This window comes from Sinomonas sp. P47F7 (assembly GCF_049332655.1).
Taxonomy (GTDB): Bacteria; Actinomycetota; Actinomycetes; order Actinomycetales; family Micrococcaceae; genus Sinomonas.
On record NZ_CP186327.1, the window covers coordinates 1,285,443 to 1,299,321 of the forward strand.

Below are 13,879 nucleotides of genomic sequence, written 5' to 3' on the forward strand. Positions count from 1 at the left end.
CGTCAAGGGGATATAGCCGCGCTCTTTCACACCTCCGCCGTGCGCCGCGACCGTGCGGTGCGCAGGGGGAGCCGAAGGGTGAAGACGCTTCCCACGCCGACCTCGCTCGTGCAGTCGAGCTCGCCGTCGTGCTGCTCGGCCACCTCCTTCGCGAGCGCGAGCCCCAGCCCCGTGCCCGGGATGCCCGAGCGGACCGCCGCGTCGCTGCGCTGGAAGCGCGTGAACACGCGCTTGAGGTCCTCGGGCGGGATGCCGAGCCCCTCATCGCGGACGGTGCAGACCGCCCAGGGGCCGTCCTCGGCGGAGGTGAGCGTGATGGTCGTGCCGGACGGGGAGTACTTGAGCGCGTTCGAGACGAGGTTGTCGAGGACCCGCACGAGGCCCGTGCGGTCGCCGAGGATCGGGAGGGGCCCGTCGGTCGAGACGCTGAGGGTGATCGCGCGGCCCGCTGCCTCGCGGCCCGAGGAGTCGCCGGCCTGCCGCACGAGCTCGGCCAGATCGAGCGGGAGGCGGATCGCCGCGGCCTCGGCTCCCGTGAGGGACGCCGCGAGGATGTCCTCCACCATGTGGCTCAGGTGGTGGGCGTTGCGCATCATGATCTGGAGGTCGGACTTCGCGGCGGTGCTCAGGGTCGAGTCGTCTTGGAGGAGCTCCGCGAAGCCGAGGATGTTCGTGAGCGGAGTGCGGAACTCGTGCGACATCGCGGCAAGGAACTTGTCGCGCGCGTGCACGGCGGCCACGACGTCGGTCACGTCCGCGGAGGCGAGGACAGTCCCCGCGCGCTCGCCGGCGGCGTCGTCGAAGCCCCGCGCCGAGATCGAGACCATCCGCGCCTCCGCGCCGCGGCCCAGGCGGAAGACCTCGTGTTCGACCGTCTCGCCCGCGAGTGCGCGGCCGAGCACGCGCTCGCCCGGCGGAACCGGCACGTCCGAGTCCTCGCGGAAGATGAGCAGCTCCTCCTCCTTGTCGGTCGGCACACCGTCCGGGATCGCCGCGACGTAGAGCTGGCGCTGCTTCGGGTTCATGAACGCGTTCTGGCCCTCGGCGTCGAGGACCAGGACGCCGACGTCGACTGTCTCGAGCACGGTATCGAGCAGCCGTTCGCGCGTCTCGCTGCGCCGCAGGAGCTCCTCGACGCGGTCCTGCTGGGCCATCGCGCTGAGCGTCATGACGGACGTGCCGAGCCCGATCGTGAACAGCATGAAGGGGACGAGGAGCTCCGCCGCGAGGGTGTGCGGGGTCGCCGTGCCGTCAACGAAGAGCGGAACCCACACGATGAGCAGCGCCGCGACACCGCCGACCGGGACCATGATGCGCGGCCGGTAGCCCGAGCCCGCGAGCCACATGATCGGGAAGACCGCGAGGAGGCCGAGGCCCCGCAGCGAATCCTCGTTCGAGTAGTGCAGGATGCCGATCGGCGCGAAGTCGAGCACCGGGATGATGAGGAACAGACCATACGCAAGGCGATCCCAGGGGAGCGCGAAGCACACGCCCAGGAGCACGAGCGCGAGGCCTTGGCTCATGACGAAGCCCACGTCCGTGAAGACGCTGGGGTCCGCGATCGCCGCGATGAGGCACACCAGGAGCAGCGTCACGTTGAAGGGAAGCTGGCTCAGCACCACGCGCCCGCGCATTGTCAGCTCGTGGAATCGGACTCGCCCGAGCATCATCACGTCCAGAACCTTCTCCACGGTGCCCTCCCAGCCGCGCAGTGGCAGACAGGTCAATTCTGTGACTGGAAACGTCATCTGGACAGTGCCAGTTTTCGCGGGCGCTCAGAGGTAGCTGCAGATCTCCCGGGCGTCACAGCCGTCTGACCCTGCCGACGCGGCCCGGTAGTGCTGGGCCACCTCGGCTCGGAGGGCCGTGAGCTCGGCGATCTGGCGGTCGATCGCGCCGAGCTGCTCCTCGAGCTGCTCCCTCACATGGCCGCAGGGCGCCGCGCCGGTATCGTGCAGGCGGAGGATCTGGTGGGTCTGCTCGAGCGTGAGCCCGGCCGCGCGGCTTCGGCGGATGAACGCGGCGCGCTGCACCGCCGCGGGCGGGTATTCGCGGTAACCCGAGCTGGTCCTCGGCTGCTCGGGCATGAGCCCGATCGACTCATAGAACCGGAGCGTCTTGGCGGTGGTGCCGGCCGCGGCCGCGGCCTCTGAGATTCGCATGGCATGCCTCCCTGCGGGATTCAACGCGCGTTGGCTCCCCGTGTGTTCCGGTTGACGTTGCTGCCCGTCCCCAAGAGAGTAGGACCCGTGACCGACCAACAGCAGCTGTGGGACCACGACGTTGCCCAGAACTACGACACTCCCGGCGAGGGCATGTTTGCCGAGGACGTGCTCGGCCCGACCGTCGGCGTCCTGAAGGGGCTTGCACGAGGCGGGCGCGCGGTGGAGTTCGCGATCGGGACCGGGCGGGTGGCGATCCCGCTCGCCGACGCGGGGGTGCCGGTGAGCGGAATAGAGCTCTCCCATGCGATGATCTCCCGGCTCCGCGAGAAGGTCGATGAGCAGCGGATCCCCGTGGTGCAGGGTGACATGGCGAGCGCGCTCGCGGGAGACGACTTCGCGCTGGCCTACCTCGTGTTCAACACCATCGCCAACCTCGTGACGCAGGACGAGCAGGTCGCCTGCTTCGAGAACGCCGCCCGCCACCTCCAGCCGGGCGGATGCTTCGTCGTCGAACTCTGGGTTCCCCAGCTGCGTTCGCTCCCTCCCGGGCACTCGGGAACCGTCGAGGTCAGCGATCCTGGCTATCTGCTCGTGGACAGCTACGACGTGCTGAACCAGAGGGTCGTGTCCCACCACGTCCGGTTCGACCCGGACCCTGCGGGGAGCCGCGAGGCACGCATCGAGCGCACGCCGCACCGTTACGTCTGGCCGAGCGAGCTCGACCTCATGGCCAGGCTCGCCGGATTCCACCTCGAGTCCCGCTGGGCGGATTGGAACGGCAATCCCTTCACGGCAGAGTCCCGCAGCCACGTCTCCGTGTATCGGCTAAGCGCTGTGTGAGCGCTTCGCCGCGAAACGGTGCTCGAGGACCTCGGCGCTCGGCGTCCCGGCGAGGTACTTGCGGAGGGCGCGTCCGAGCACGGCCTGTTCCTTGGCCGAGAGCAGCGACGTCGCGTAGGCGTCCAGATGCTCTTCGACCGCGCGCAGCCGGGGGATGAGCCGTGCGGCCTCGGCGGTGACGCCCAGCTGAACCGCTCGGCGGTCGAGGGCCGACGACGAGCGCTCCACGAGCTCGCGCTGCACGAGAACTTCGACGATCCTGCTCGGGCTGCCCGCCTCGCAGACGATGAGCTCGCCGAGCTCGCGCAGCGTCACCGGGCCGTATTCGTCCAAGACCAGCAGGATTTCGGCCTGCGACGGCGTGAGGTCGAGGTCCGCGAGGAGCTTCACGAGGGCGCGATTGCCTTCGCGCTGGGCCGCAAGAACGAGGTACCTGAGTTCCGTCGGCGCCATGGCCGAGGCATCGGAGCGGCTTGGCTTGCTGGCGGTCGTGGTCATGGGAGGTCCTGCGGGTTTGAAGCCAGCACCGGGGCCGGCAGGGTTCGGTGGGACGCTGTCGAGAACGATAGCATGTCATCAATTTCGGGCGCGGGAACCCGGCCTTCCCCATGAGGCCGTGGCGGGGACGACGCCGGCCGTCCCCGCCACAGCCCACCGCGCCAAGGCATCGGTCACCCCATGCCTTCGTCGCCTTGGCGCGTCAGCGTCAGCGGACGCCGGCCGACTCGGGTGCGGGGGCGCCGTCGTGCGTCGGAAGGTCCGCGGCCTCCACGGCTGCAGCCTCCCTGGGGACGTCCGAACCGTGGCCGGCCGAGGCGCGCCCGAGGACCCGCGGCCCCGCGGCCCGGAGGATCGCCGGCATGATGAACATCCGCACCACGAGCGCGTCGAGGATCACGGCGATCGCGAGCCCGAAGCCGATCTCCCGGACGATGCTGATCTGTGCGGAGGAGAACGAGACGAACACGGCGACCATGATGATGGCGGCGCTGTTGATCATCGAGCGCGTGGCGCGGACGCCCGTGGTGACGGCGACGTGAAAGTCGCTGCCGCTCCGGTACGCCTCGACGATGCGGGACATGATGATCACCATGTAGTCCATCGAGAGCCCGAACATCACGGCGAAGAGCAGGATCGGCGTGACCGAGTTCAGCGGGGCGCTCCCGCCGAGGGACAGCAGCCCCGTCAGCAGGCCCAGGGACGCGAGAACCACGAGCGAGTTGAAGAAGAGCGCGAGCAGCGGCAGCAGGAAGGACCGGAACGCGAACGCGAGCATCACGAACGTCAGGACCACGACGAGTCCCGCGATGAGCGGGATCGAGCCGACGAGGGTCTCGTCGAAGTCGACGCCCTGGGCCGTGGCTCCCGTGACGTGCACCGTGAACGGCGCGGGGGCGGCCTCGCCGTCCGCCCTGAACTCCTTCACGAGCTCGTGGGCGCGGACGGAGTCAGGGCCCTCGACGGTGTCGACGAGAATGCGCGCGGTGGTGCGACCGTTCTGCTCGCTCCAGAGGCCCTTGAAGCCGGCGGCCGTCTGCGGGTTGCCGAGGGCCGCCTGCACCTGGGCGGGGCTCGCGCCGGTCGACGTCACCGAGGTGACGGCCGCGACGCCGGCCTTGGCCTTCGCCGAAGCCGTGAGGCTCTCGACGCGTTCCGCCACATCCTGAGTGCTGGTTCCAGCGGGGGCGCTGACGACGATCTGGATCGGGAAGAGACCCTCGTGGCCGATGTTGCGGTCAATGACCGTGAGTCCCTCGCGGGCGGGGTCCCCGGAGGGGAGGACCGTCGCGCTCGCGACGGGCGACTGCAGCGAGATGCTCAGCACGGGCACCGCGGCAAGGAGCATCGCGGCGACGCCGAGAAGGCCCACGAGCGCCGGCCGGCGACCGCCCGCGAGGGTCCGCCGGCCGCCCTTCGCGGCGTCCTGGCGGCCCCGCCCGGACGGAAGCCTGATGGTGCCCCAGTTGATGCGGCCGCCCAGGAGCTTGAGGCCGGCGGGAAGGACGGTCACGCTGAGGCCGATCGCCACGAGCGTGACCAGGACGCCGCCGAGCGCGATGGACGTGAACGCCATGACGTTGGGAATGAAGAGCGCGACGAGCGCGACCGCGACGGCGATTCCGCTGAAGACGACGCTCCGGCCCGCGGTCTTCGTGGCCGTCTCGAGGGCCGCGACGGCGTCCTTGCCCGCCGCGAGCTCGTCGCGATACCGCTTGATGATGAAGAGCGAGTAGTCCACGGCCACCGCGAGGCCGATCATCGAGACGATGTTCGAGTACAGGATCGAGATGTCGGTGAATCGCGTCGCGACGAAGCCGAGCGCGCTCGCGACCGCGAGGGCCGTCCCCGCCATGAGCAGGGGCACGAGGGTCGCGACGACGGAGCGGAACACCAGCAGGAGGACAACGATGAGGAACGGGAAGACGATCATCTCCGCCCGCGTCGCATCCTCCTTCGAGTGCACGTTGAGCTGGTAGTCGAGCGCCGGCTGGCCGGTCACGTACACCGAGGCGTCGGCGATCTTGCCGCTGAGGGAGCGCTGCAGGTCGGGGACCTTGTTCTGGACGGCGGTGTTGTCGCCGCCGAACCCGGCGACGATGACCGCCGTCTTCCGATCGGCCGAGAGGAACTTGGGGTTCTGCGAGGGCCCCGTGATCGTGGACGCGCCCGCGTCCTGGAGCACGGTGACGAGCGGGGCGAGGCTGCCGGCGTCCTGAGCCGTCTTCGAGTCGACGGCCACGATGATCTGGTTCGGCTGGTCGCCGAACGCCTTCTCGACGTCGGCCTGCGTGGTGAGCGCCTCGGCGCGCGGGTTGGTGAACCCGCCCGCCGAGAGGGCGCCGTCGAGCTGGATGGCGCCGGCGGCGGAGACGAGGAAGATGATGATCCAGCCAACGATCACTGTCCACGGGCGGGCGATGGAGAAGCGGGTGACACGGTTCATGAGAGTGGCCTGTCAGTCGTCGAATTAGATAACACGTCATGCATGTTCCATCATCTATCTGGTCGCGTCAACCACCCGGAGCGGAACACGCACGGCGGGGGAACCGCTGGAAATCGCGGTGTGAACCTGAGGTTAAGGCTTTCTCCAACGACTTGACCGGCACGATTCGCGTGATACATCATCCATGACGGATCACGAATTGGTCCCGCTAGCTCTGCCGGCGTTTGTCACTTTTCACACCCTGATCCGGGTCCCCAGCCCCAGACAGAAGGAAATGCCATGACGATCTACGCTGACCCCCTCACCCCCACGTTCACCCTGGCCTCCGCCGAGGCCGCCATCGAGGCCATCTCGCTCGGCGAGATGGTGGTCGTCGTCGACGATGAGGACCGCGAGAATGAAGGCGATCTTGTTGTTGCCGCGGAGCACGCGACGGCGGCGGTGATCAACTTCATGATCACCCACGGCAAGGGGCTCGTCTGCCTGTCCATGACCCCCGAGCGTGCCGCCTTGCTTGCCCTCCCGCCGATGGTGGAGCGCAACGAGGACTCGATGGGCACCGCCTTCACGGTGAGCATCGACGGCACGCGCGCCAACGGCGTCACGACCGGCATCTCGGCTTCCGAGCGCGCCCGGACGATCGCCCTCGCCCTGACCGGCACGGCCGACGACCTGGTCCGCCCCGGCCACGTGTTCCCCCTCGTCGCCCGTCCGGGCGGAGTCCTCGAGCGCCCCGGTCACACCGAGGCCTCGGTGGACCTCGCCCGACTCGCGGGCTGCCGGCCGGCGGGCGTCATCGTGGAGATCATCGGCGAGGACGGCGAGATGCTTCGGCTCACGGACCTCGTGGGCTTCGCCGCGAAGCACGGCCTGCTCCTGACGAGCATCGAGCTCCTCCGCGCGTACCTCGCGGGGGCGTAGTGAACGCTAGAACCGCAATTCGCGCCCTCACGTTCTCGTGGGGGTCGCGCCAAGTCCTCCGACGGATGGGCTCGATCGAGGGCCTCGAGAACGTCCCGACCAGCGGGCCCTTTGTCCTCGTGCCCAACCACGCGAGCTATTTCGACCACTACGTCGTCGAATTCCTCGTCAACGCCGTGCGGGGGAACCCGACCTGGTTCCTCACCAAGGCCGAGAGCTTCGAGCGGCCCGTGAGCAGGGTGTGGACCGAGGCCTGGTACGGGATCCAGGTGGACCGCGACCGGCCCAGCCCCACGACCATCCGCCAGGTCCAGCGCGTCTTCTCCGACGGTCACGGGCTCTGCGTGTATCCGGAGGGCACGCGGGGAGACGGCGTTGAGCTGTTGCCGTTCAAGGCCGGAGCGTTCCGTTTCGCGCTCAGCGCCGGCGTCCCGGTGGTCCCGCTCGGCATGGTCGGGACGAACACCGTGCTGCCGCGCGGCTCGAGGCGCCTCCGCAACGGCCGCGTCCATGTGGCGTTCGGTCGGCCCCTCGAGGAGCCAGCCGGGGGCACGAAGCAGGAGCGGTCCGAGCAGCTGGCGTCGGCGTCGCGGCGTGCCGTCGGTGAGCTCATCGCGCGGGCCAAGGCCAACGCCGACGGCGCACGCGCGGAGGAGCTCGGCGCCCGCGGCGCGGCGCTCGTCGATGCGCTCATCACCGACGGCTTCGACGCCTCGGGGCGTCTCGACCGTGCTGCGCGCCGCCGCCTCGAGTACCTCACGGGGCTGTACCGCAGCACCGTCCCCGACCATCCCGACCTCAGCGCCCAGCGCGTCCGCCTCCTGGGTCTGCGGGCCCTCGAGGCGCCGCTTCCGCTCAAGCTCTCCTATGCGCTGCAGGTCCGGAGCGTGCGCGGGACGTGCTGGAGCGGGTCCCTGACCACAAGGACGCCCACTACCTCATGGGCCGCTGGCACCTCGGCTCCCCGGGCCTGCTCGGGGCCAGCAAGGCGGCGGCCATCGAGCATTTCGCGGCGTCGGACGCGAGTTCCCCCTCGGGGGACACGCGCGCCGTCGCGGCCCTCGCCGAGGCGTTCGCCGCCGCGGGACGCCACCGGGAGGCCCACGAGGCCCACCGCCGCGTGCTCGCGGAGACGCCGGCGGACCAAGTGCGCGCTGCCAGACGACTCGGCAGGGCGAAGGAGTATCTCGCCCTCGAAAGGGTGGTGTAGTTCGTGACGACCATTCTGAAGACGTCGAGCGGTCACCTCATCGTGACCGAAGGCGCGTCCCGGTTGCTGTGGAGCCGCCGGACCGACGGCTCGTGGCGCCTCGCGCGGATCTGGCCCGACCGCCACGAGAAGGAGGAGGTGCTCCGCCATCTCAGGGACGGCGGTGGGCTCCTGATCCTTTTGGATCTCACGCCGACCGTGCTCACGGCCTTCCCCGACGAGCTCGACGACGTCGCGGTGGTTCGTGGTCACCGCCCGGATGAGTCCCTTGTGGAGCTCACGGTCCCGTTCCTGGACTGGCTGCCCGAGCGATACCGGCACGAGGCCCGGAGGTTTCAGGCCGCCGTGCAGGCTCGCTCGGGGGAGGAGCCCGCGGTCCTGCAGGCTCCGCTGGCCGTCAGCCCCGCATCCGCCGCGTACCAGAACGTGCGATTCGCGGTGCGCAGCCGGGCCTACAGCGGGCACTCGCCCGAGCAGCTCGCCGACCTCGCCGACCACCTCTTCGGCGGGTCCATCGACGACGAGGAGGCCCGGTCCGCGCACTGGCTGACGCGTCTCGTGCCGATGCCATGGGAGCGTGCCGCCCGGTCCCTCCTGAACTCGCGCCAGCTCGTGGGAGGTGGCGGCCATGTATAGCGGTCGCATCACGGTCCCCGGGGACGCCCCGGCGGTCCTCGCGGTCCTCGCCGACACGTCCCGGATCGCGGCCTGGAACCCGGCCTTCAGCAGCCTTGACGGCTCGGGTCCCGCCGTGGCGGGGCGGCCCTACCGGGCCACGATCCGCGGTGTCGCACGGGCCGTGCTCCGCTACACCGAGATCGGCGAAACCGCCGTCCGGTACACCATGTCCGGGCTGGGCTCGCGAGAGGACGGCGAGTGGGTCCTCGAGGCCTCCGCCGAGGGCACCGTGGTGACCCACACGTTCCGCCACACCGGGCTCATCCTCTTCCTCATGCGCCCGGCGTTCGCGCCCGTGGCCGACTGGCGGCTCGAGAGGCTGAGAGACGAGGTCGCCGCCGCAAGCTAGGCCCCGGCTTGACCTTCCCCTCGCTGGAAGGAGGACCGTGGCCTCATGGAAGAACGCCAGTATGACCTCGTGGTGATCGGCTCGGGCAGCGCGGGCTTCGCGGCCGCCATCAGGGCCTCGACGATCGGGCGGAGCGTCGCGATCGTCGAGGCCGGCACGGTCGGCGGGACGTGTGTCAACACGGGGTGCGTGCCCTCGAAGGCCCTCCTCGCCGCCGCCGAGGCGCGCCAGACGGCGGCGGACGCGGACCGCTTCCCAGGCCTCGCCTCCGCGCAGCTCGAGCTCGACGCTCGCGCCCTCGTCGCGGGCAAGCGCGAACTCGTCGAGTGGATGCGCGCGGAGAAATACCTTGACCTCGTGGACTACTACCGCTGGGACCTCTACCGCGGCCTCGGGAGCTTCACGGGCGACGCGCGGGACCCGGCGCTCGAGGTCGGCCTCGCCGAGGGCGGACGCGAGCGGCTGCGCGGCGGGCACTACCTCATCGCGACGGGATCGGCGCCGTGGATCCCCGACGTCCCGGGGCTCGGCGGATCGGGCTACCTCACGTCCGAGACCGCGATGGAGCTCGACCAGGTGCCCGAGTCGCTCCTGATCGCGGGCGGAGGGTTCGTCGCGGTCGAGCAGGCACAGCTTTTCGCACGGCTCGGCTCCCGGGTGACGATGCTCGTGCGCTCCCGGCTCCTTTCGCGCGAAGAGCCCGAGGTAGCCCCAGCGCTCGGCGCGGTGTTCGCGGACGAGGGCATCGACGTCGTGCGCCGCGCGGTGCCCCTCGACGTTCGGGCGGACGACGGCGGCGTGGTGGTCCGCGCGGGCGTCGCCGGAGCTTCGCGCGAGTTCCGCGCCGCCAAGCTGCTCGTCGCGACGGGGCGGCGCGCGGTCACCTCGGGCCTCAACCTGAGCGCGGTCGGCATCGAGACCGGGCCCCGGGGCGAGGTGCCCGTTGACACGACGCTGCGCACGGCGAACCCGAGGATCTGGGCCGCCGGGGACGTGACAGGCCACCCCGAGTACGTCTACGTCGCGGCCGCGCACGGGAGCATCGCGGCGGAGAACGCGCTCGCGGGCGCGGGCCGCACCGTGGGCTACGACCGCCTCCCGCGGGTCGCGTTCACGGGCCCGGCCGTCGCCGCAGTCGGGCTCACGGACCGCGAGGCCACCGCGCGCGGCATCGCGTGCGACTGCCGGGTCCTCCCGCTCGAACTCGTGCCGCGCGCGCTCGTGAACCGGGACACGCGCGGCTTCATCAAGCTCGTAGCGGAGCAGGGGAGCGGACGCCTCCTCGGGATGACCGCCGTGGCCCGCGACGCCGGCGAGCTCGCCGCGGCGGGCGTGCACCTGCTCGAGGCGGGCACGACCGTCGGCGAGCTCGCGGGCCGCTGGGCGCCCTACCTGACCATGGCCGAGGGGCTCAAGCTCGCGGCGGAGTCGTACACGCAGGACGTGGCGCTGCTCTCCTGCTGCGCGGTGTGAGCCGTTCGCGGACGCGGGCCTACACCCCGAGATACACGGTCTTGCCCCACGTGTAGAACTCGACGGCTGCCCGTCCCTGCTCGCGGAACGTGTTGGTCGAGGAGTCCTTGACGCCGCCGAACGGGACGTTGAGGTCCAGGCCGGACGTGGGCCGGTTGATCTTCACGACCCCCGCCTGGGCCCGGGCCGCGAAGTCCGTGGCCAGCGCGAGGGAGTCCGTGCAGATCCCGGCGGTGAGGCCGTAGCGGGACGAGTTGACGGCGGCGAGCCCGGCCTCGTAGTCCGGCACGTCGAGCACCGCCACGACGGGGCCGAAGATCTCGTCCGTCGCGGCGGGATCGTCGGGGCTCATCTGGGTGAGCACGGCGGGCGGGAACAAGAGGCCCTGGGAGGCATCGACGTCGTGGGTCCCGGCGAGCAGGGTCGCGCCGCGCTCGACGGCGCCGCGCACCGCGGCCGCGTCCTGCGCGAGCTGGGCTTCGCTCACCACGGCGCCCATCCGCGCGCCGTCGAGCCCGTCCCCGGGGGTGTACGCGCGGGCCTCGAGCACGAGGGCCTCGACGAACGCGTCCCTCACGCCGGGGGTCACGTAGACGCGCGAGGTCGCGGTGCACGCCTGGCCGGTCAGGCCGAAGGCGCCCGCCGCGACGACGGCCGCGGCGGCCCCCGGGTCCGCGTCGTCGAGCACGAGCACGGCGTTCTTGCCGCCCATCTCGAGCTGGACCCGCGCGCGGCGCGCATCGAGGATGCCCTTGAGGTGAAGCCCCACGGCGGTGGAGCCGGTGAACGAGAGGCCGGCGATCCGCTCGTCGCGCGCGAGGGCCTCGCCGACCACGCGCCCCTTCCCGTGGACCACGTTGAACACACCCGCGGGCACCCCGGCGTCGTGCAGGGCGCGCGCGAGGTGCGTCGCGGAGAGCGGCGTGAGCTCGGCGGGCTTGAGGACGACGGCGTTGCCGGACACGAGCGCGGGCGCGGCCTTCCACGCGGGGATCGCGAGCGGGAAGTTCCACGGAGTGATGAGCGCGAACACGCCGAGCGGCTCTCGCCGCGTGGTGATCGTGGTGCCCGGCGTGGCGCTGGGGAGGACGTCGCCGGACGGCGCCCAGCCGAGCGAGCCGAAGAAGCGGAGCACGTCCGCGGCGCGCTTGACCTCGCCGGTGGCCTCGGCGAACGTCTTGCCCTCCTCGCGGACCAGGTCGGAAGCGATGTCGAGGCTGCGGATGTCGAGGAGCGACGCGGCCCTGAGGAGTACGGCGCCGCGTGACGGGGCCGGGAGCGCGGCCCACGCGGGCTGGGCTCGCGCGGCGGCCGTGACAGCGGCGTCGGCGTCCTCGACCGTGCCGCTCGGGGACAGGGCGGCGAGCTCGGCCGGGCGGGCGGGGTTCCGCCGCTCGGTGGTGGGCTCGCCGGTCCACGTGCCGTCGATGAGGTGCCGCGCGGCGGGAGGGGTCCCGGCGTCGCCGGGAGCCAAGGTGCCGGGAGCCAGGGTGTCGGGGGCCGGGGTGTCGGAGGCGAGGGAAGTCATGTCGGTCCTTCTGGTCAGAGGCTTCGGATGAGGCCGCCGTCGCAGCGGAGGGCGACGCCGGTGATGTAGGAGGCGCCCGCGCTGCAGAGGAACGCGGCGGCGGCGCCGAACTCGGCTGGCGTGCCGTAGCGGCGGGCGGGGATGGTCTTGCGCGATTCGAGCTGGATCTCGTCCACGGAGACGCCGCGCCGCTTCGCGGCCGCGCAGTCGAGCTCGGCGACGCGCTCGGTCGCGATGCGCCCGGGCAGGAGCAGGTTGACCGTGACGGAGTCGAGTGCGACCTCGGCCGCGAGCGTCTTGAGGTAGCCCGCGAGTGCCGCGCGGCCCGTGTTGGACACCGCGAGGTTCGGCAGGGGCGCCGCGACCCCGCTCGAGCCGACCGCGAGCACGCGGCCCCAGCGCCGCTCGCGCATGCCGGGCAGAACGCGGGAGACGAGGGCATGGTGCGGGCGCACCAGGAGATCGAAGGCGCTCGCGAGCTCGTCCGGCCCGAGGGCCGCCGCCGCGCCGGGCTTGGGGCCGGGTCCGTTGAGGACCGCGATGTCGATGGGCCCGAGCAGTTGCTCGGCGCGGTCGACGGCCAGGTCCGCGCCGCCCGGCTCCGCGAGGTCCGCGACGATGGCGACCGCCCCCGGGAGCGAGGCCGCGATCTGCTCGGCGCGCTCGCGCCGCCGCCCGGTGATCGCGACCCGCGCGCCCTCGGCCGCAAGCGCCTGGGCGACGGCGAGGCCGAGTCCGCCGGTGGACGCCGCGACGAACGCGGTCTTGCCCGTGATCCCGAGGTCCATCAGCGGACCCCCGCCGGGGTCTGGGAGGTGACAGCGCTGGGGACCGGCACGGCGGAGCGTACCGAGACCGGAAACGACGGGGCGGAAAGGGCTTCGAGAGCCGCGAGCGCGGCGGCGAGCTGCTGCCGGAGGATCGGCAGGAGCTCGTCCGGCAGCGGTGCCGCGGGCGGGCGGACCGCGGCATCCGAGATGAGCCCGCGCTCGCGGAAAAGGGCCTTGCGGAGGGCGAGCGCAAGACGCGGCTGCTGCTCGCAATTGACGAGCGGCAGGAACGGCGCGAAGGCCTCGAAAGCCGCCGCGGCGCCGTCGTTCGCCCAAGCGCCGACGGTCGCGACGAGCGCCTCGGGGCAGGAGAAGCCGGTCATCGCGCCGGCGGCTCCGGCGGCAAGCTCGTCGAGCAGCCCCTGACCGCCGAGCCCGCCGAACACGGGAACGTCGAGCTCGGCCGTGAGCCTCGCGATGCTCAGCGCGGTGGGCGGGGCCTCCGCCTTGACCGCGGCGACGAACGGGCAGCGGCGAACGACGGCGGCGAGCGTCTTCGCGGGCATGGCGACGCCGCTCGCCGCGGGGTAGTCCTGGACGACGATCGCCGCGCCCGTGGCGCGGTGGAGGGCCTCGAGGTGGTCCGCGAGCACGCCGTGATCGGCCGAGTTGACCTGCACCATGACGGCCGCGAGCCGGTCGTCGAGGGCCCGCACCGCGGCCACGGCCTCGTCGATGGCCGGGCGGGTCGCCAACGCGGTCACGCCCGCGACGATCGGGAGGGGACTCACCTCGGCCGCCGTCTCGAGGACGAGCGCCTTCTCCGCGGTGCTGAGCGACGCAGCCTCGCCGAACACGCCGAGGACCGTGAGCCCCACGGCGCCGATCTCGGCGTAGTGCTCCACGAGCTGGGCGAGGCTGTCGGTATCGACGTCGAGGGCGCTGCCCGCGAACGGTGTCGGGACCACGCCCCAGACGCCGGGTTGCAGTGTGACGGTCAC

The 13,879-nt window shown here is 71.7% G+C and carries 13 protein-coding genes; 6 read left to right on the forward strand and 7 right to left on the reverse strand.

Annotation, left to right across the window (positions count from 1 at the left end; genetic code table 11):
* Positions 1 to 26 precede the first annotated feature (26 nt).
* Positions 27 to 1,691, reverse strand: a complete 1,665-nt coding sequence (locus tag ACOKR1_RS06175) for a sensor histidine kinase (protein WP_422935831.1) — start codon at positions 1,689 to 1,691, stop codon at positions 27 to 29.
* Positions 1,692 to 1,775: 84 nt separating this feature from the next.
* Positions 1,776 to 2,162 carry a MerR family transcriptional regulator gene (locus tag ACOKR1_RS06180; RefSeq protein ID WP_422935832.1) on the reverse strand — a complete coding sequence of 129 codons (387 nt, stop codon included), beginning with the start codon at positions 2,160 to 2,162 and terminating at the stop codon, positions 1,776 to 1,778.
* Between the two features lie 87 nt (positions 2,163 to 2,249).
* Between ACOKR1_RS06180 and ACOKR1_RS06185 the strand changes: the two genes are divergently transcribed.
* Positions 2,250 to 3,005 carry a class I SAM-dependent DNA methyltransferase gene (locus ACOKR1_RS06185; RefSeq protein WP_422935833.1) on the forward strand — a complete coding sequence of 252 codons (756 nt, stop codon included), beginning with the start codon at positions 2,250 to 2,252 and terminating at the stop codon, positions 3,003 to 3,005.
* On the opposite strand, the gene ACOKR1_RS06190 is transcribed toward ACOKR1_RS06185, so the two are convergent.
* On the reverse strand, positions 2,991 to 3,503 hold the full coding sequence (locus ACOKR1_RS06190) for a MarR family winged helix-turn-helix transcriptional regulator (RefSeq protein ID WP_422935834.1): 513 nt from the start codon (positions 3,501 to 3,503) through the stop codon (positions 2,991 to 2,993). The genes ACOKR1_RS06185 and ACOKR1_RS06190 overlap by 15 nt on opposite strands.
* A 208-nt stretch (positions 3,504 to 3,711) precedes the next feature.
* Positions 3,712 to 5,949 carry an MMPL family transporter gene (locus ACOKR1_RS06195; RefSeq protein ID WP_422935835.1) on the reverse strand — a complete coding sequence of 746 codons (2,238 nt, stop codon included), beginning with the start codon at positions 5,947 to 5,949 and terminating at the stop codon, positions 3,712 to 3,714.
* Positions 5,950 to 6,228: 279 nt separating this feature from the next.
* Between ACOKR1_RS06195 and ribB the strand changes: the two genes are divergently transcribed.
* Genes ribB through merA form a run of 5 tightly spaced genes read left to right on the forward strand, consistent with a single transcriptional unit; the run spans position 6,229 to position 10,580 of the window.
* Complete coding sequence (gene ribB, locus ACOKR1_RS06200; protein ID WP_422935836.1) at positions 6,229 to 6,870, forward strand: 3,4-dihydroxy-2-butanone-4-phosphate synthase; 642 nt, start codon at positions 6,229 to 6,231, stop codon at positions 6,868 to 6,870.
* Complete coding sequence (locus tag ACOKR1_RS06205; RefSeq protein WP_422935837.1) at positions 6,870 to 8,087, forward strand: lysophospholipid acyltransferase family protein; 1,218 nt, start codon at positions 6,870 to 6,872, stop codon at positions 8,085 to 8,087. Before ribB ends, ACOKR1_RS06205 begins: the two co-directional genes overlap by 1 nt.
* Complete coding sequence (locus tag ACOKR1_RS06210; RefSeq protein WP_422935838.1) at positions 8,084 to 8,716, forward strand: hypothetical protein; 633 nt, start codon at positions 8,084 to 8,086, stop codon at positions 8,714 to 8,716. The genes ACOKR1_RS06205 and ACOKR1_RS06210 overlap by 4 nt, the downstream gene beginning before the upstream one ends.
* Entirely contained in the window at positions 8,709 to 9,107 is a 399-nt protein-coding gene (locus ACOKR1_RS06215; RefSeq protein WP_422935839.1) for an SRPBCC family protein, read from the forward strand. Before ACOKR1_RS06210 ends, ACOKR1_RS06215 begins: the two co-directional genes overlap by 8 nt.
* A 45-nt stretch (positions 9,108 to 9,152) precedes the next feature.
* Positions 9,153 to 10,580, forward strand: a complete 1,428-nt coding sequence (merA, locus tag ACOKR1_RS06220; RefSeq protein ID WP_422935840.1) for a mercury(II) reductase — start codon at positions 9,153 to 9,155, stop codon at positions 10,578 to 10,580.
* Positions 10,581 to 10,599: 19 nt separating this feature from the next.
* Here the strand turns inward: merA and ACOKR1_RS06225 are convergent, their stop codons facing one another.
* From ACOKR1_RS06225 to ACOKR1_RS06235, 3 genes are read right to left on the reverse strand one after another with little or no spacing between them, the layout of a single operon-like run.
* Complete coding sequence (locus ACOKR1_RS06225; protein ID WP_422935841.1) at positions 10,600 to 12,108, reverse strand: aldehyde dehydrogenase family protein; 1,509 nt, start codon at positions 12,106 to 12,108, stop codon at positions 10,600 to 10,602.
* Positions 12,109 to 12,122: 14 nt separating this feature from the next.
* Positions 12,123 to 12,896 (reverse strand): SDR family oxidoreductase, encoded by a 774-nt coding sequence (locus tag ACOKR1_RS06230; protein ID WP_422935842.1) that lies wholly within the window; start codon positions 12,894 to 12,896, stop codon positions 12,123 to 12,125.
* Positions 12,896 to 13,879 (reverse strand): dihydrodipicolinate synthase family protein, encoded by a 984-nt coding sequence (locus ACOKR1_RS06235; RefSeq protein WP_422935843.1) that lies wholly within the window; start codon positions 13,877 to 13,879, stop codon positions 12,896 to 12,898. Before ACOKR1_RS06235 ends, ACOKR1_RS06230 begins: the two co-directional genes overlap by 1 nt.

Coding starts and splice junctions, on each gene's coding strand:
- ACOKR1_RS06180 (WP_422935832.1), bottom strand. CDS start 2,162: ATGCGAATCTCAGAGGCCGCGGCCGCGGCCGGCACCACCGCCAAGACG.
- ACOKR1_RS06215 (WP_422935839.1), top strand. CDS start 8,709: ATGTATAGCGGTCGCATCACGGTCCCCGGGGACGCCCCGGCGGTCCTC.
- ACOKR1_RS06230 (WP_422935842.1), bottom strand. CDS start 12,896: ATGGACCTCGGGATCACGGGCAAGACCGCGTTCGTCGCGGCGTCCACC.
- ACOKR1_RS06195 (WP_422935835.1), bottom strand. CDS start 5,949: ATGAACCGTGTCACCCGCTTCTCCATCGCCCGCCCGTGGACAGTGATC.
- ACOKR1_RS06190 (WP_422935834.1), bottom strand. CDS start 3,503: ATGACCACGACCGCCAGCAAGCCAAGCCGCTCCGATGCCTCGGCCATG.
- merA (WP_422935840.1), top strand. CDS start 9,153: ATGGAAGAACGCCAGTATGACCTCGTGGTGATCGGCTCGGGCAGCGCG.
- ribB (WP_422935836.1), top strand. CDS start 6,229: ATGACGATCTACGCTGACCCCCTCACCCCCACGTTCACCCTGGCCTCC.
- ACOKR1_RS06225 (WP_422935841.1), bottom strand. CDS start 12,108: ATGACTTCCCTCGCCTCCGACACCCCGGCCCCCGACACCCTGGCTCCC.